The 17,584-nt window shown below is 71.8% G+C and carries 14 protein-coding genes; 10 read left to right on the forward strand and 4 right to left on the reverse strand.

Translation table 11 applies throughout. The annotated features are described in order from the left end of the window. The first annotated feature begins 112 nt into the window (after positions 1-112). Genes ACVW19_RS29255 through ACVW19_RS29290 form a run of 8 tightly spaced genes read left to right on the forward strand, consistent with a single transcriptional unit; the run spans position 113 to position 8,671 of the window. A complete protein-coding gene (locus tag ACVW19_RS29255) occupies positions 113-1,300 on the forward strand; it encodes an inositol-3-phosphate synthase (protein ID WP_457463120.1) in 1,188 nt (395 codons plus the stop codon). Then, entirely contained in the window at positions 1,297-2,370 is a 1,074-nt protein-coding gene (locus tag ACVW19_RS29260) for an SCO3242 family prenyltransferase (protein WP_457463122.1), read from the forward strand. Before ACVW19_RS29255 ends, ACVW19_RS29260 begins: the two co-directional genes overlap by 4 nt. Next, positions 2,367-3,281: a sugar phosphate isomerase/epimerase family protein gene (locus ACVW19_RS29265; protein ID WP_457463124.1), complete on the forward strand. Its 915-nt coding sequence runs from the start codon at positions 2,367-2,369 to the stop codon at positions 3,279-3,281. Before ACVW19_RS29260 ends, ACVW19_RS29265 begins: the two co-directional genes overlap by 4 nt. A 15-nt stretch (positions 3,282-3,296) precedes the next feature. Next, positions 3,297-4,067: an EboA domain-containing protein gene (locus ACVW19_RS29270; protein ID WP_457463125.1), complete on the forward strand. Its 771-nt coding sequence runs from the start codon at positions 3,297-3,299 to the stop codon at positions 4,065-4,067. Further along, positions 4,067-4,960: a TatD family hydrolase gene (locus ACVW19_RS29275; RefSeq protein WP_457463127.1), complete on the forward strand. Its 894-nt coding sequence runs from the start codon at positions 4,067-4,069 to the stop codon at positions 4,958-4,960. Before ACVW19_RS29270 ends, ACVW19_RS29275 begins: the two co-directional genes overlap by 1 nt. A gap of 3 nt (positions 4,961-4,963) precedes the next feature. Further along, positions 4,964-6,133 carry a metabolite traffic protein EboE gene (gene eboE, locus ACVW19_RS29280; protein WP_457463129.1) on the forward strand — a complete coding sequence of 390 codons (1,170 nt, stop codon included), beginning with the start codon at positions 4,964-4,966 and terminating at the stop codon, positions 6,131-6,133. Further along, a complete protein-coding gene (locus tag ACVW19_RS29285; protein WP_457463130.1) occupies positions 6,130-7,560 on the forward strand; it encodes an alkaline phosphatase family protein in 1,431 nt (476 codons plus the stop codon). Before eboE ends, ACVW19_RS29285 begins: the two co-directional genes overlap by 4 nt. A 46-nt stretch (positions 7,561-7,606) precedes the next feature. Continuing rightward, entirely contained in the window at positions 7,607-8,671 is a 1,065-nt protein-coding gene (locus tag ACVW19_RS29290; protein ID WP_457463132.1) for a sugar phosphate isomerase/epimerase family protein, read from the forward strand. An 88-nt stretch (positions 8,672-8,759) separates the two neighbouring features. On the opposite strand, the gene ACVW19_RS29295 is transcribed toward ACVW19_RS29290, so the two are convergent. From ACVW19_RS29295 to ACVW19_RS29310, 4 genes are all read right to left on the reverse strand, one after another. Then, complete coding sequence (locus ACVW19_RS29295) at positions 8,760-10,145, reverse strand: OFA family MFS transporter (RefSeq protein ID WP_457463133.1); 1,386 nt, start codon at positions 10,143-10,145, stop codon at positions 8,760-8,762. 123 nt (positions 10,146-10,268) lie between these two features. Further along, positions 10,269-12,413: an acetate--CoA ligase family protein gene (locus tag ACVW19_RS29300; protein WP_457463134.1), complete on the reverse strand. Its 2,145-nt coding sequence runs from the start codon at positions 12,411-12,413 to the stop codon at positions 10,269-10,271. A 3-nt stretch (positions 12,414-12,416) separates the two neighbouring features. Further along, complete coding sequence (gene frc / locus ACVW19_RS29305) at positions 12,417-13,649, reverse strand: formyl-CoA transferase (RefSeq protein WP_457463136.1); 1,233 nt, start codon at positions 13,647-13,649, stop codon at positions 12,417-12,419. A gap of 11 nt (positions 13,650-13,660) precedes the next feature. Then, positions 13,661-15,343, reverse strand: a complete 1,683-nt coding sequence (locus ACVW19_RS29310) for a thiamine pyrophosphate-binding protein (protein WP_457463137.1) — start codon at positions 15,341-15,343, stop codon at positions 13,661-13,663. A 214-nt stretch (positions 15,344-15,557) separates the two neighbouring features. Between ACVW19_RS29310 and sucC the strand changes: the two genes are divergently transcribed. Both sucC and sucD read left to right on the forward strand, forming a co-directional pair. Beyond that, entirely contained in the window at positions 15,558-16,688 is a 1,131-nt protein-coding gene (sucC, locus tag ACVW19_RS29315) for an ADP-forming succinate--CoA ligase subunit beta (protein WP_457463138.1), read from the forward strand. An 11-nt stretch (positions 16,689-16,699) separates the two neighbouring features. Next, positions 16,700-17,584: a succinate--CoA ligase subunit alpha gene (sucD, locus tag ACVW19_RS29320; protein WP_457463140.1), complete on the forward strand. Its 885-nt coding sequence runs from the start codon at positions 16,700-16,702 to the stop codon at positions 17,582-17,584.

Here is a 17,584-nt window from a genome sequence, read left to right on the forward strand (position 1 = left end):
GCCGGACCTCCGCCCGCCGTCCGGCCGGGCCCCGCGCCCGGCACCCCGCTGGGCCCCCACGGGTCCGCTTCCGGCGTTCACACCCGGTTCGCGTACGACAAGGAGGCTGCCCATGTCCGCCGAACCGTCCCTCCCCACCCCCGTCCCCACCCCTTCCCCGGCCCCGCGCTTCGGCGTCTGGCTCATCGGGGCGCGCGGATCCGTGGCCACGACCGCGATCGCGGGCTGCGCCGCCGTCGCCGCCGGACTCCATCCGCCGACCGGCATGGTCACCGAGACACCCGACTTCACCTCGTGCGGCCTGCCGCCGCTGTCGTCCCTCGTCTTCGGCGGCCACGACACCGTCGACTGCCCACTGCCCAAACGTGCCGAACACCTCGCCGCCGGCGGCGTCCTGCCACACGGCCTGCCCTCCGCCGTGCACGCCGAACTCGTCGCCGCCGACCGGGAGATCAGACCCGGCGGCCCCCTGCCCGGTGACACGGACGGCGGTTCGGGCCGCCAGGACGACGAACTGATCGACGTGTTCGCGGCCGACATCCGCGACTTCGTGCACCGCCAGGGCCTCACGGGCGCCGTCGTGGTGAACGTCGCCTCCACCGAGCCCGCTCCCGCCGACGGCTCCCTGCCGCCGAGCTCCCGCTACGCGGCGGCCGCCCTGCGCGCCGGCTGCCCCTACGTCAACTTCACCCCCTCCACGGGCCTGCACCACCCGGCGCTGGCTCCGCTCGCCGAGTCCTCGGGTCTGCCGTACGCGGGCCGCGACGGCAAGACCGGGCAGACCCTGCTGCGCTCCGTGCTCGGCCCGATGTTCCTGCAGCGCGCCCTCGCCGTGCGCGCCTGGTCCGGCACCAACCTCCTGGGCGGCGGCGACGGTGCCGCCCTCGCCGACCCCGCGGCCGCCGCCGCCAAGAACGCCGGCAAGGACCGCGTCCTCGCCGACACCCTCGGCACCACCCCCGAGGGCGAGGTCCACATCGACGACGTACCCGCGCTCGGCGACTGGAAGACGGCCTGGGACCACATCGCCTTCGACGGCTTCCTCGGCGCCCGCATGGTCCTGCAGACCACCTGGCAGGGCTGCGACTCGGCGCTCGCCGCACCGCTCGTCCTCGACCTGGCCCGGCTGCTCGTCCGCGCCCGGGAGAAGGGTTTGTCCGGTCCGCTGAGCGAACTGGGCTTCTACTTCAAGGACCCGGTGGGGGACGGCCCCTCCGCGCTGGCCGAGCAGTACGCGGAGCTGAGACGCTTCGCCGGACGGCTGCGGGACGGCGCCGACGAGCACGGGGTGCGGCGATGAGCCGCGCGGCCGCCCCGGCGCGGGACACGCCCGCGCCGGCCGGGTCGACGGCGGCGGACGGCCCCACCCCCGGGGACGCCGCCACGCCACTCCCCGGCCCCGCGCCCCGCACCTCCCGCCCCCGCTCCGGCCGCGCGGGTGCCTGGGCCGAACTGCTGCGCCTGCCCGCGCTGTTCACCGTCCCCGGCGACGCCCTGGCCGGCGCGGCGGCGACCGGCGCACGCCCCGGACCCCGCACTCTGCTCGCCATCGGCTCCTCCCTGTGCCTGTACGAGGCCGGCATGGCCCTGAACGACTGGGCGGACCGCGCCGAGGACGCCGTGGAACGCCCGCACCGCCCGCTTCCCTCCGGCCGCATCCACCCGGCCGCCGCCCTCACCGCCGCCGGTGCCCTCACCGGCGCCGGACTGGCGCTCGCCGCCGGTGCGGGACGCCCCGCCCTCGCGGTGGCCGCGCCCCTGGCGGCGACCGTCTGGGCCTACGACCTCGCGCTGAAGCACACGCCCGCCGGTCCTGCGGCCATGGCCGCCGCCCGCGGACTGGACCTGCTCCTGGGCGCGGCCGCCACCGGCGGCGGCACCCGGGCCGCGCTGCCCTCCGCCGCGTTGCTCGGCACGCACACCCTCGCGGTCACGGTGGTCTCCCGCCGGGAGACCACCGGCGGTTCGGTCCTGGCCCCGCTGGCGGCCCTCGCGACGACGGGGGCGCTGACGCGACTGGTCACTCGCCGCACCCGACTCCCGGCAGGCCGGCGGGCAGCAGCCGCCCCCGGCCTGCTGGGCTCCAGCCCGGCCGGGCGCCCGCCTTGGACCACCGGCGCCCTCGCCACCGCCCTGGGCGCCGTCTACGCCGCCACGGCCGCCCGGCCCTACCTCCACGCCACGCTCAACCCCTCACCCCCGCTGACCCAACGCGCCGTCGGCGGCGGCATCCGGGCCACGATCCCGCTCCAGGCCGCGCTCGCCGCCCGCTCCGGCTCGGCCGCCACCTCCCTGCTCGTCGCGGCCCTGGCCCCGGCCGGCCGGATGTTCGCGAGGAGGTCCGCCATGAGGAAGGTGAGCATCACGTGAGCCGGAACCCGAACGGCGTCCCTCCGTCCCCTCTCCGCTTCGGCTACGGCACCAACGGCCTCGCCGACCTCCGCCTCGACGACGCCCTCGCCCTCCTCGCCGACCTCGGCTACGACGGGGTCGGACTGACCCTCGACCACATGCACCTCGACCCGCTCGCCCCGGACCTCGCCGCCCGCACCCGCCGGGTCGCGCACCGGCTGGACGCGCTCGGGCTCGGCGTCACCGTGGAGACCGGCGCCCGCTATGTGCTCGACCCCCGCCGCAAGCACGGCCCGTCGCTGCTGGACCCCGACCCGGACGACCGCGCCCGCCGCGTCGACCTCCTCCTGAGGGCGGTCCGGGTCGCCGCCGACCTCGGCGCGCACGCCGTGCACTGCTTCAGCGGCACCGTCCCCGACGGCACGGCCGAGGACACCGCCTGGAAACGCCTCGCCGACACCCTCACCCCCGTCCTGGACGCCGCCGCCACCGCCGGCGTCCCGCTCGCCGTCGAACCCGAACCCGGCCACCTCCTAGCCACCCTCGCCGACTTCCACCACCTGCGCCGCACGCTCGGCGACCCCGAACCCCTCGGCCTCACCCTGGACCTCGGCCACTGCCAGTGCCTCGAACCCCTCCCGCCCGCCGACTGCGTACGCGACGCCGCCCCCTGGCTGCGCCACGTCCAGATCGAGGACATGCGCCGCGGCGTCCACGAACACCTGCCCCTCGGGGACGGCGAGATCGACTTCCCGCCCGTCCTCGCGGCCCTCGCCGCCACCGGCTACCAGGGCCTGACCGTCGTCGAACTGCCCCGCCACTCCCACGCGGGGCCCCACTTCGCCGAACGCTCCCTCCCGTTCCTCCGCCGGGCCGCGGCGGCGTCCCCCCTCACGAACCGCTCGGGCGAGCCCTCCGCCACCCACTGAAGGGAGCCACCCCCCATGACGCAGCCACACGCCACCCACGTCCCCTCCGACCCCCAGGACGCGGACGGCACCCCCGCCGGGCAGGAACCCCCGGGTACCACCCCCGCCCACGTCCCGCCCGCAGACCTGCGCGCCGCCCTCACCGCCGAGCTCGGCGGAGCCGCCCGCGCCTGGCTCGACCGGGCCCTCGAAGAGGCGGCCGGCCGCCCCGGCGGCCGCGGGCCCATCTCCGTCTGGGAACTGCGCCTGGCCGAGGCCGGCCGCCGCTGCGGCCTTGCCCACGCCGACGCCGCCCGCGTCCTGATCCTGCACGCGGCCCGCGCCGACCTCGAGGCGCTGACCCGGGTCTACCACCAGGGCACCGCCGACGAGCGCCGGGCCGTCCTGCACGCCCTGCCCCACCTCGTGCCCGGCCCCGAGGCCCGCCCGCTCGTCGAGGACGCGCTGCGCACCAACGACACCCGGCTCGTCTCCGCCGCCGTCGGCCCGTACTGCGCCCGGCACCTCGACGCCCACGCCTGGCGGCACGCCGTACTGAAGTGCCTGTTCACCGGCGTCGGCGTGGACCGGGTGGCGGACCTGCCCCGGCGCGCCCGGGGCGACGGCGAACTCGCCCGCATGCTCGGCGACTACGCCGACGAGCGCACCGCCGCGGGCCGCCCCGTCCCGGAGGACCTGCACCGCGTACAGGCCCTGATCCGACCCGAGTCCGCCACCCCGACGCCCGCCACGGACGGCCCCCACGGCCCCCACGGCCCCCACGGCCCCCACGGCAAGGAGTCCTGATGCGCCTCTTCGACCCCCACATCCACATGACCTCGCGGACCACCGACGACTACGAGGCCATGTACGCGGCGGGTGTCCGCGCCGTCGTCGAGCCCGCCTTCTGGCTCGGCCAGCCCCGCACCTCGCCGGCCTCCTTCCTCGACTACTTCGACGCCCTCCTCGGCTGGGAACCCTTCCGGGCCGCCCAGTACGGCATCGCCCACCACTGCACCCTCGCCCTCAACCCCAAGGAGGCCAACGACCCGCGCTGCACGCCCGTCCTCGACCTGCTGCCCCGGTATCTCGTCAAGGACAACGTCGTCGCCGTCGGCGAGATCGGCTACGACTCCATGACCCCCGCCGAGGACACCGCGCTCGCCGCCCAGCTCCAGCTCGCGGCCGACCACGGTCTGCCCGCGATGGTGCACACCCCGCACCGCGACAAGCTCGCCGGTCTGCGCCGCACGCTCGACGTCGTCCGGGAGTCCGCGCTGCCCACGGACCGGGTCCTGATGGACCACCTCAACGAGACCACCGTCAAGGAGGCCAAGGACAGCGGCTGCTGGCTGGGCTTCTCCGTCTATCCCGACACCAAGATGGACGAGGAGCGGATGGTCGCGATCCTGCGCGCCCACGGCCCCGAGCGGGTCCTGGTCAACTCCGCGGCCGACTGGGGAAAGAGCGACCCGCTCAAGACCCGCAAGGTCGCCGACCTGATGCTCGCCGAGGGCTTCACCGAGGACGACGTCGACCGGGTGCTGTGGCGCAACCCCGTCGCCTTCTACGGACTCAGCGGCCGACTCAACCTCGACGTCACCGCCACCGGGGCCACCCACGAGGGCAACTCCATCCTGCGCGGCGCGCCCAGGGACGAGCCCGCGCGGGCCGCCGGCGCCTTTGCCGCGGAGGCGTGAGCCATGCGCTTCCGCCACCCCGACGGCTCCACCGTCCACCTGGCCTACTGCACCAACGTCCACCCCGCCGAGACCCTCGACGGCGTCCTCGCCCAGCTGCGGGACCACTGCGAGCCCGTCCGGCGCCGTCTCGGCCGGGACAGGCTCGGCATCGGCCTGTGGCTCGCCAAGGACGCCGCCCACGCCCTGGTCACCGACCCGTCCGCCCTGCGCGGCCTGCGCTGCGAACTCGACCGGCGCGGCCTCGAGGTCGTCACCCTCAACGGCTTCCCCTACGAGGGCTTCGGCGCCGAGGAGGTCAAGTACCGCGTCTACAAGCCGGACTGGGCCGATTCCGAGCGCCTGGAGTACACCACCTCGCTGGCCCGTCTGCTCGCCGGACTGCTCCCCGACGACGTCCCCGACGGCAGCATCTCCACTCTTCCCCTCGCATGGCGCACCGCCCACGACGAGCAGCGAGCCCGGACGGCCCGCACCGCCCTGCGCACCCTCGCCGAACGCCTCGACGCGCTCCAGGAGCTGACCGGGCGCTCCATCCGCATCGCCCTGGAGCCGGAACCCGGCTGCGTCGTCGAAACCACCCACGACGCCATCGAACCGCTCACCGCGATCGACCACGACCGCATCGGCATCTGTGTCGACACCTGCCACCTCGCCACCTCCTTCGAAGACCCGCACACCGCCCTGGACGATCTCACCCGGGCCGGCGTCCCCGTGGTCAAGTCCCAGCTCTCCGCCGCACTGCACGCCGAACAGCCCCATCTGCCCGAGGTCCGCGAGGCCCTGCGCGCCTTCGCCGAGCCCCGCTTTCTGCACCAGACCCGCACGGTCACCACCGCCGGGCTGCGCGGCACCGACGACCTCGACGAGGCCCTGACTGGCGACACCCTGCCCGACGCGGCACCCTGGCGCGCCCACTTCCACGTCCCGCTGCACGCGGCCCCCACCGCGCCCCTCACCTCCACGCTGCCCGTGCTGAAATCCGCCCTGACCCGGCTCGTCGGCGGCCCGCACCCGCTCACCCGCCACCTCGAGGTCGAGACCTACACCTGGCAGGCCCTCCCACCCGAGCTGCGGCCCCGGGGCCGCGCCCAGCTCGCCGACGGCATCGCCGCCGAACTCACCCTCGCCCGCGACCTGCTGACAGACCTAGGCCTGAAGGAACTCCCTTGAGCGACCCCACCCCCCTCCTCGTCCTCGACGTCGTGGGTCTCACCCCCCGCCTCCTCGACCACATGCCCCACCTCAAGGCCCTCGGCCGGTCCGGCTCCCGGGCCCCGCTCGGCACCGTCCTGCCCGCCGTCACCTGCGCCGCCCAGTCCACCTTCCTCACCGGCACCCTCCCCTCCGAGCACGGCATCGTCGGCAACGGCTGGTACTTCCGCGAACTCGGCGACGTACTGCTGTGGCGCCAGCACAACGGTCTCGTCGCCGGGGACAAACTCTGGGACGCCGCCCGCCGCGCCCACCCCGGCTACACCGTCGCCAACATCTGCTGGTGGTACGCCATGGGCGCCGACACCGACATCACCGTCACCCCCCGCCCGGTCTACTACGCCGACGGCCGCAAGGAACCCGACTGCTACACCCGGCCCCCGGCCCTGCACGACGAACTCACCGAGGAACTCGGCACCTTCCCGCTCTTCCACTTCTGGGGCCCCGGCGCGGACCTCGTCTCCAGCCGGTGGATCATCGACGCGACCCGCCACATCAACCGCACCCGCCACCCCGACCTGACCCTGTGCTACCTCCCTCACCTCGACTACGACCTGCAGCGCTTCGGCCCCGACGACCCGCGCTCCCTGAAAGCCGCCGCCGACCTGGACGCCGCCCTGGCCCCGCTCCTGGACGACGCCCGCGCCGAGGGGCGCACCGTCGTCGCGCTGTCCGAGTACGGCATCACCCGCGTGAACCGGACCGTGGACATCAACCGCGCCCTGCGCCGCGCGGGTCTGCTGGAGGTGCACACGCAGGACGGCATGGAGTACCTCGACCCGATGGCGTCGCGCGCCTTCGCGGTCGCCGACCACCAGATCGCCCATGTCTACGTGCGCCGCCCCGAGGACCTCGACGCCACCCGGGCCGCCCTCGAAGGGCTCCCCGGGATCGAGCAACTCCTCGACGACGAGGGCAAGAAGGCGCACCACCTCGACCACCCGCGCGCCGGTGAACTGGTCGCCGTCGCCGAACCCGACGCCTGGTTCACGTACTACTACTGGCTCGACGACGACCGCGCGCCCGACTTCGCGCAGCTCGTCGAGATCCACCGCAAGCCCGGCTACGACCCGGTCGAACTCTTCATGGATCCCCTCGACCCGTACGTCAAGGTCAAGGCGGCCACCGCGCTGGCGCGCAAGAAACTCGGCATGCGCTACCGGATGGCGGTCGTGCCCCTGGACCCGTCACCTGTTCGGGGCAGCCACGGCCGCCTCCCGGCGAGCGACGACGACGGTCCGCTCCTCATCTGCTCCACCCCCCGTGCTGTCGGCGACCGCGTGGCGGCCACCGATGTGAAGTCACTGCTGCTCCGACTGGCCGGTCTCGACGGACCGGCCCCCCAGCGGCCGGCCGCCACCCCTTCCGCGACCGGTCACAAGTGAAGCACTCACGACTGACAACGCCTTCCGACACCGAGGAGTTCCAGGCATGAGCCGCATGTCCCAGCCCGATCCCGAACTCACCCACCGCCTCAGCAGACGGGGCATGCTCGGCGTGGCCGCCGGCGCCACCGCCGCCGCCCTGCTCGGCGCCGCCGCGACCCCCGCGGCGGCGGACACCGCGGCGGCGGGTGCCGACACCGCGTCCCGCGACCGCGACCGGGGCCGCGGTCGTCCCGTCCTGCCGCCCGGCCGGCTCGGGATCCAGCTCTACAGCCTGCGCGACAAGGTCTCCACGCTCGGCTTCGGACCCGTCTTCGCCGAACTGGAGAAGTACGGCTACGACGAGGTCGAGTTCGCCGGATACACCCAGGGTTCGGCCGGCCCCATCACCCTGAAGCAGCTCAAGCGGCTGGCGCACAGCCACGGCCTGAACCCGATCGGCAGCCACGTCGGCTACTACTCGAGCGACCCGAACGCCTACACCTTCGCCCAGAACCTCGAGAAGGTCCTCGACGACGCCCAGGCCCTCGGTCTGAAGCACATCGGCACTGCCTCCGGGCCGTTCCGCTACGGCTCCACCGTCGACGCGTGGAAGCGGGCCGCCGAGGAGTTCAACACCTACGGCGCGGCGGCGAAGAAGCGCGGCATGAAGTTCTACCAGCACAACCACTCCGAGGAGTTCTCCTTCGCCTCCGACAATCCCAAGGTGCGGCTCTACGACGTCCTGCTCGCCGAGACCGACCCCGACCTCGTCTACCTGGAGATGGACATCTACTGGGCGTACGTGGGCCAGTTCCGCTTCTCCGAGCGGCCCGACGGCAGGCCCGCGCCCTTCGAGCCCCTGGACTACGTCCTCAGGCAGCCCGACCGCTTCCCGCTGTTCCACGTCAAGGACGGCGTCAGCGACCCGGGCGTCGAGCACGGATACCGGATGGTCGACGTCGGCGACGGCGACATCGACTATCGGCGTTTCCTCTCCGCCGTGACCCGGCTGCGCGGTGAGCGCCTCGCCCACCACTGGCAGGCGGAGCACGACAACCCGCAGGAGTCGTTCGCCTTCGCCCGCCGCTCCAGCGCACACCTGCACTCCCTGAGGGAGAAGCGGTGCTGACCGTCGCATGACAAGAGAGGGGCCCTCCCCACCCCGGGGAGGGCCCCTCTCTTGTCATGCGACGCAGGACCGGTACGTCCTCACGTCCTCACGCAGTCTCGTCACCGAGCGGCTGCGGGTTCGGGATGATGCGGGCCTTCGGCCGCCCCGGGGGGTGCAGGAACAGGGCCACGACACCGGCGAACAGGGAGATCGAACCGGCGAGGATGAACGCGCCCGCGTAGTCCCAAGCGCCCACCACGACGGCACCCATACCGGACCCGAGCAGACCGGAGACCAGCTTCGAGGAGTACACCAGGCCGTAGTTGGAGGCGTTGTTGTTCTCACCGAAGTAGTCGGCGGTCATCGCCGCGAACATCGGGAAGATGGCACCGCCGCCGAAGCCGGAGATGGACGAGAACAGCAGGAACAGCGGCAGGTTCCCGATGTTCCCGGAGAACAGGATGCCGTACTGGGACAGTCCGAGGACGATGCAGACGAAGATCAGGCACTGCTTGCGGCCGTACCGGTCGGAGAGCCAGCCGATGACCCCGCGGCCGGTGCCGTTGACGATCGCCTTCAGGGACATGGCGGTCGCCACGATGCCTCCGGCGAAGCCCGCTTCGTTACCGAAGGGCACCTGGAAGGCGATGCCGAAGATGTTCACGCCCGACGTGCACAGCAGGCAGAACCACATCAGCGCCACCCGGCCGGTCCGCCACGCCTCCATGGGGGTGTACTGGTGCACGGCCGGCGGGTTCTTCTCCAGCGCGCGCCGGGTGCGCGCGTCGGTCGGCTTCTTCAGCGGATCGATGTCGGCCGGCCACCAGTTCTTCGGCGGGTCCTTGAAGAAGTAGCCGGACACCGCCACCACACCGGCCAGGAACACACCCACGGAGACCAGCACCCACCGGAAGTTGGTGAGGTCCATGAAACCGGTGAAGATGAAGACGAACGGCACCGAACCGTAGGCGAAACCGCCGTTCACGAAGCCGGTCTTGCCGCCCTTGCGCTCCGGATACCACTTGGCGACCATGTTCACGCAGGTCGCGTACACCATGCCTGCGCCCATACCGCTGAACATGCCGAAGCCGAGATACGCGACGATCACATGCGGTGCGTAGGCGAGCGAGAGATAGCCCAGCAGGGTGCCCACCGCGCCGCACATCATCGCCCAGCGGGCCGGCAGCCGGCCGCTCTCCCGCAGCTTGCCCGCCGGGAAGGCCACCGCCGCCTGGAAGAAGACCCAGACCCCCAGCATCCAGAAGATGTGCGCGCTGCTCCACGAGTGAGCCGTGTGCAGGGTGTCCTCGGCGGACGCGAACGCGTACTCCGCCGAGCTGATGCCCATCATGCCGACCCACGGCAGGATGACCATCCACTTGCGTGTGCGGCCCATGATGTCGACGTCGGTCTCACCGAGGCGGTAGACGCGTCCGTTCGCGTCCGCCACCTCCCGGTAGGGAACCGAAGCAGGTAGATCGGTCGTTGTCATGTCGTGTTGCACCCCTTGCGTCGAAAGTTCTGGCCAGCGCCCCCTGTCCAATGCCTTTCGTGCGCGTTCGGGTCCCGGGGGCCGGCCGACGCGCACCGTCGGCCGGCCCCCTTCTCACTCATCTCATGAACCGCCCCCCAACAACCCCGCCGCACGCGCCCAGCGGTACTTCGCGCCGAGCACGGCCACCGGCTGCTCGGTCGTGTACGGGTACGCCACGACCCCCCGCTCGAAGAGGTACTGGCACGCCTCCTCGACCTCCACATCACCCGCGAGCGACGCCACCACCGGCTTCTCGACGCCCCGTTCGCGGAACTCGGCCACCACCCGCGCGGTGAGCTCGGCGAACACCATGGGAGGTGTGACGATCGTGTGCCAGTAACCGAGGACCAGCGCGTGGATGCGCGGGTCCTCGAGACCCAGCCGGATCGTCGCCTCGTACGTCGACGGCGGCTCGCCCCCGGTGATGTCCACCGGGTTGCCGGCCGCCCCGAACGGCGGGATGAACGTCCGGAACGCCGCGTCCAGGTCCGGCGGGATCTCCATCAGCGACAGCCCGTTGTCCGTCACCGCGTCCGACAGCAGCACCCCGCTGCCGCCCGCCCCCGTGATGATCACGACGTTGTCGCCCTTCGGGGTGGGCAGCACCGGCAACGCGCGCGCGTACTCGAGCATGTCGTTCAGACCCGGCGCGCGGATCACACCGGCCTGCCGCAGGATGTCGTCGTACACGGCGTCGTCACCCGCCAGGGCGCCGGTGTGCGAGCCCGCGGCCTTCGCGCCCGCCGCCGTACGCCCCGCCTTCAGCACCACGACCGGCTTCTTCGGCACGGTCTCCCGCGCGGCCCGCACGAACGCCCGCCCGTCCTTGAGGTCCTCCAGGTGCATGGCGATGCAGTCGGTGCGCGGGTCCTCCCCGAACCAGGTCAGCAGGTCGTCCTCGTCCAGGTCCGACTTGTTGCCCAGCCCGACGATCGCCGACACACCCGTCCTGGTGGTGCGGGCGAAGCCCAGGATGGCCATCCCGATGCCGCCCGACTGCGAGGTCAGCGCGACCCCGCCCTTGACGTCGTACGGCGTGCAGAACGTGGCGCACAGGTCCTGCCAGGTCGAGTAGTAGCCGTAGATGTTGGGCCCGAGCAGTCGGACGCCGTGCCGCTCGGCGATCGCCACGATCTCGTCCTGGAGTTCGTGCTCACCGGTCTCGGCGAACCCGGAGGGGATGAGGACGGCGTTCGGGATCTTCTTGCGTCCCACCTCCTCCAGCGCCGCGGCCACGAACTTGGCGGGGATCGCGAAGACCGCCACATCCACCTCACCGGGGACGTCCGTGACACTCTTGTACGCCTTGCGGCCCAGAATGTCATCGGCCTTGGGGTTCACCGGATGGATCTCCCCGGCGAAACCGCCGTCGACCAGATTGCGCATCACCGAGTTGCCGATCTTGCCCGCCTCGTTGGAGGCGCCGATCACGGCCACCGAACGCGGCTGCATCAGCCGCCGCATCGAGGTCAGGATCTCCTCGCGCGAGTACTGGCGGCGCTCCCTGGGCGTCTCGGTGGACAGGATCACGCGGATGTCCGCGGCGACGGCCCCGTCCGGGGTGGCGATCACCGGGTTGAGGTCCACCTCGGCGATCTCCGGGAAGTCCGCGACGAGTTGAGACACCCGGCGGATCTGCTCGGCGACCGCCCACCGGTCCACGCCCTCCTGGCCGCGCACCCCGCGCAGGATCTCCGCCGACCGGATCGAGTCCAGCATGGACAGCGCCTCGTCGGCCTCCACCGGCGCGAGCCGGAAGGTGACGTCCTTGAGCACCTCGACGAGCACCCCGCCGAGCCCGAACGCCACCACCTTCCCGAACGTCGGATCCGTGACCGCGCCGACGATGACCTCCTGCCCCTGCGGCAGCAGCTCCTGCACCTGCACACCGTCGATCCGGGCGGCGGGGTCGTAGGCGCGCGCGTTCTCCACGATCCGGCAGAACGCCGCCCGTACATCGGCCGCGCCCTCCACACCGACGATCACACCGCCGGCGTCGGTCTTGTGCAGGATGTCCGGTGAGACGATCTTCATCACGACGGGCCCGCCGAACCGCGCCGCGTACGCCACGGCCTCCTCGACGTCCGTCGCCAGCTCCTCACCCGGTACGGCGATCCCGTACGCGTCCGCCAGCACCTTGCCCTCGGGCGCGGTGAGGGCGGTGCGCCCGTCGGCGCGCACCGCGTCGAGCAGCGCGCGCACCCGGAGCGTGCGGTCCTCGGCCATCACTCAGATCACTCCGTTCGACTTGAGCAGACGCAGTTCCTCGTCGCCGATCCCGAGTTCGCCGACGAAGACCTCTTCGTTGTGCTCGCCGAGCAGCGGGGAGGCGACCACGTCGACGGGGGAGTCGGAGAGCTTCAGCGGGCTGCCGACGGTGACGAACTCGCCGCGCTCGGGGTGCGGGACGGTGACGACCATCTCGTTCGCGGCCAGCGAGGGGTCCTCGATGATCTCCTTGGTGGACAGGATCGGCCCGCACGGGATGTTGTGCGCGTTCAGCCGCTCCAGCACCTCCCACTTGGGCAGCGTCGAGGACCATTCCTCGATCAGCTGGAACATCTTGCCCAGCCTGGGCAGCCGCGCCTGGGGCGTCGCCCAGTCGGGGTCCTCCGCCAGCTCCGGCCGGCCGATCAGTTCGCTGATCGGCTTCCAGCCGACGGGCTGCACGATGACGTACACGTAGTCGTTCGGTCCGCCCGGCGCGCACTTGACCGCCCAGCCGGGCTGCCCGCCGCCGGAGGCGTTTCCGGACCGGGGAACCTCGTCGCCGAAGTCCTCGTTGGGATATTCGGCGAGCGGGCCGTGGGTCAGGCGCTGCTGGTCGCGCAGCTTCACCCGGCAGAGGTTGAGCACCGCGTGCTGCATGGCCACGTTCACCCGCTGCCCGCGCCCGGTGTGCTCCCGCTGGAACAGCGCGGCGAGGATGCCCGCCACCACGTGGATGCCCGTGCCCGAGTCCCCGATCTGGGCCCCCGTCGCCAGCGGCGGTCCGTCCTCGAAACCGGTGGTCGACATCGACCCGCCCATGGCCTGCGCGACGACCTCGTACGCCTTGAAGTCGGTGTACGGGCCCTCGCCGAACCCCTTGATGGAGGCGTAGACGATCCGTGGATTGATCTCCTTGACGCGGTCCCAGGTGAAGCCCATCCGGTCGACGGCGCCCGGTCCGAAGTTCTCGACCATGACGTCCGAGCGCCGGATCAGCTCGGTGAGGATCTCCTTGCCGCGCTCGGTCTTGGTGTTGAGGGTGATGCTCCGCTTGTTGCAGTTGAGCATCGTGAAGTAGAGGGAGTCGACGTCCGGGAGGTCGCGCAGCTGTTTGCGCGTGATGTCCCCGGTCGGAGCCTCCAGTTTGACGACGTCCGCGCCGAGCCAGGCCAGCAACTGGGTCGCGGAGGGCCCGGACTGGACGTGCGTCATGTCCAGGACGCGGATGCCGTCAAGTGCCTTGGCGGTCATGGGCGTGCACCTCACTTGTACATCGTCTGGTTCATGGTTCCGGGGGCGTACGCGTCCGGGTCCACCCAGACGTTGATCAGGGACGGCTTGCCCGACTCGCGGGCCCGGCGCAGCGCGGGGCCGATGTCGGCGGGGTCGCGGACCTCCTCGCCGTGACCGCCCAGCATCTGCGCGAACTTGTCGTACTGGACGTCGCCGAGGGTGTTGCCGACCCGGTCCCGCTCCTTGCCGTACTTGGCGGCCTGGCCGTAACGGATCTGGTTCATCGAGGAGTTGTTGCCGACGATGCCGACGAAGGGCAGGTCGTAGCGGACGAGGGTCTCGAAGTCCCAGCCGGTCAGGGAGAAGGCGCCGTCGCCGAAGAGGGCGACGACCTCCTTGTCGGGCCGCGCCTGCTTGGCCGCGAGCACGAAGGGGACACCGACGCCGAGGGTGCCCAGCGGGCCAGGGTCCATCCAGTGGCCGGGCGACTTGGGCTGGACGACCTGCCCGGAGAAGGTGACGATGTCGCCGCCGTCCCCGATGTAGATCGAGTCCTCGGTGAGGAAGTCGTTGATCTCGCTGACCAGCCGGTAGGGGTGGATGGGCGAGGCGTCCGACCTGAGCTGCGGCAGCCGCTTCTCCAGCGCGGTCTGCTCGGCCGCGCGTAGCTCGTCCAGCCACTCCTTGCGCCTGGAGGCACCGCCGTTGATCCTTCCGGACACCGCCTCGGTCACCGACTTCAGCACCAGCCCCGCGTCGCCGACGATGCCGAGGTCGATGTCGCGGTTCTTGCCGACGGTGCGGTAGTCGAGGTCGATCTGCACGACGGTCGCGGTCGGCGACAGCCGCTTGCCGTAGCCCATGCGGAAGTCGAAGGGCGTGCCGACGATCACGATGACGTCGGCGTTGGAGAAGGCGTACCGGCGCGACAGCTGGAAGTGGTGCGGGTCACCGGGCGGCAGGGTGCCGCGTCCCGCGCCGTTCATGTAGGCGGGGATGTTCAGGGTGCGGACGAGTTCGGTGGCCGCCTCGGTGCCCCGGGTGGTCCACACCTGGCTGCCGAGCAGGATCGCCGGCTTCTCGGCGTGCGTCAGCAGGTCGGCGAGCTTCTCGACGGCCTCGGGGTCGCCGGCCGAGCGCGTCGAGGCGCGGTAGGCGCCCTGCCGCGGTACGCGTGCCGTGGACGCCGGGACCTTGGCGTCCAGTACGTCGCGCGGGATCTCCAGGAAGGAGGGGCCGGGCGCGCCGTGGTAGCACTCGCGGTAGGCCATCGACACCATGTCCGCCGCGCGTGCCGTGTCCGGCACGGTCGCCGCGAACTTGGTGATGGGATTCATCATGTCGACGTGCGGCAGGTCCTGCAGGGACCCCATCTTGTGCTGGGTCAGGGCTCCCTGACCGCCGATCAGCAGCATCGGCGACTCGGCGCGGAAGGCGTTGGCGACGCCGGTGACGGCGTCGGTGGTGCCGGGGCCCGCGGTGACGACCGCGCAGCCGGGCTTGCCGGTGATCCGTGCGTAGCCGTCGGCCGCGTGCGCGGCCACTTGTTCGTGACGTACGTCGACGACCTCGATGCCCTCGTCCACGCAACCGTCGTAGATGTCGATGATGTGGCCGCCGCACAGCGTGTAGATGCGGTCGACGCCCTCGGCCTTGAGGGCCTTGGCGACGAGGTGACCGCCGGAGATCAGGTCCTGTGTGTCGTCGGGCATGGCGAAGTCCTGTCCCTTCATAGGGGGTGGGAACGCTCTCGCGTACTGCTCGCGCACCGCTCTCGCAGTACATTGCATACAGTCGACGAATACTGTATGAAGCTTGTTATCCCGCATCCCATGAGTGGTGTCCAGGGGGTGTGCGGCACTTTTCCCACGCCGGATTCCGGCTTCTCCCAGCGACCTTCCGGCGACTTCGCAGACAGGAGCCGAGATGGACCTGTACGAACACCAGGCAAGGCAACTCTTCGAGGAACACGGCATCGTGGTGCCGAAGGCCGAGGTCACCGACGCGCCCAAGGAAGCCCGCGCGATCGCCCGCCGGCTCGGCGGCCGCGTCGTCGTCAAGGCACAGGTCAAGACCGGCGGACGCGGCAAGGCGGGCGGAGTGAAGATCGCCGCCGACCCGGCCGCCGCCGAACTGACGGCACGCCAGATCCTCGGCATGGACATCAAGGGACACACGGTCGGCAAGGTCATGCTGGCCCAGCCCGTGGAGATCGAGGACGAGTTCTACGTCTCCTACGTCCTCGACCGCGCCGCCGGCCGCTTCCTCGCCATCGCCTCCGCCGAGGGCGGCATGGACATCGAGGAGGTCGCCGCCACCCGCCCCGAGGCCGTCGCACGCATCCCCGTCGACCCCGCCGAGGGCGTCACCTCGGCGACCGCGGCCCGCATCGCCGAAGCGGCGGGCCTCCCGCCGCAGACCGTCGACGTCCTCGTCCGGCTCTGGGAGGTCCTCGTCCGCGAGGACGCCCTGCTCGTCGAGGTCAACCCGCTCGTCCGCACGCGCGACGGACGGATCATGGCCCTCGACGGAAAGGTCACCCTCGACGACAACGCCCGCTTCCGGCAGGCCCGGTGGGGAGCGGAGGACTCGGCCCACGACGACCCGCTGGAGGCAGCCGCGGCGGCCAAGGGCCTCAACTACGTCAAACTGGACGGCGAGGTCGGCATCATCGGCAACGGCGCCGGCCTGGTCATGTCGACCCTCGACGTCGTCGCCGGCTGCGGAGCCCGCCCCGCCAACTTCCTCGACATCGGCGGCGGGGCGTCGGCGCAGATCATGTCGGACGGACTGTCCGTCATCCTCTCCGACCCGGCCGTGAAATCCGTCTTCGTCAACGTCTTCGGCGGCATCACCGCCTGCGACGCGGTGGCCGACGGCATCGTCCGCGCCCTGGACACCGTCCGGCTGACCAAACCGCTCGTCGTACGCCTCGACGGCAACAACGCGGCCCGGGGCCGCGCCATCCTCGACGAGCGCGCCCACCCGCTGGTCGAACAGGCCACCACGATGGACGGCGCCGCGGGCCGCGCGGCCCGACTCGCCACCACAACCTGAGGAGACGGAACATGGCGATCCACCTCACCAAGGAGAGCAAGGTCCTCGTCCAGGGCATGACCGGCGGCGAGGGAATGAAGCACACCCGGCGGATGCTCGCGGCCGGCACGAACGTCGTCGGCGGAGTCAACCCCCGAAAGGCCGGCCGAACCGTCGACTTCGACGAGCGTGTCGTCCCGGTCTTCGGATCGGTCGCCGACGGCATGCGGGCGACCGGAGCCGACGTCACGGTCGTCTTCGTACCGCCCGCCCACGCCAAGGCCGCCGTCATGGAGGCGGCCGACGCCGGCATCGGCCTGGCCGTCGTCATCACCGAGGGCATCCCCGTCCACGACTCCGTCGCCTTCACCGCGTACGCACGGCAGAAGGGCACCCGGGTCATCGGCCCCAACTGCCCCGGCCTGATCACCCCCGGACAGTCCAACGCCGGCATCATCCCGGCCGACATCACCAAGCCGGGCCGCATCGGACTGGTCTCCAAGTCCGGCACGCTCACCTACCAGCTCATGTACGAGCTGCGGGACATCGGCTTCTCGACCTGCGTCGGCATCGGCGGCGACCCCGTCGTCGGCACCACCCACATCGACTGCCTCGCCGCCTTCCAGGACGACCCCGACACCGACATCGTCGTCCTCATCGGCGAGATCGGCGGCGACGCCGAGGAACGCGCGGCCGCCTACATCGGCGAGCACGTCACCAAGCCGGTCGTCGCCTACATCGCGGGCTTCACCGCACCGGAGGGCCGTACCATGGGCCATGCGGGCGCGATCGTCTCCGGCTCCTCGGGCACGGCTCAGGCGAAGCAGGACGCCCTGGAAGCCGTCGGCGTCCGGGTGGGTGGCACACCCACGGAAACGGCACGACACGTACTCGCCGTCCTCGAAGCGGGACGGTGA

This window comes from Streptomyces sp. TE5632, from assembly GCF_054061295.1.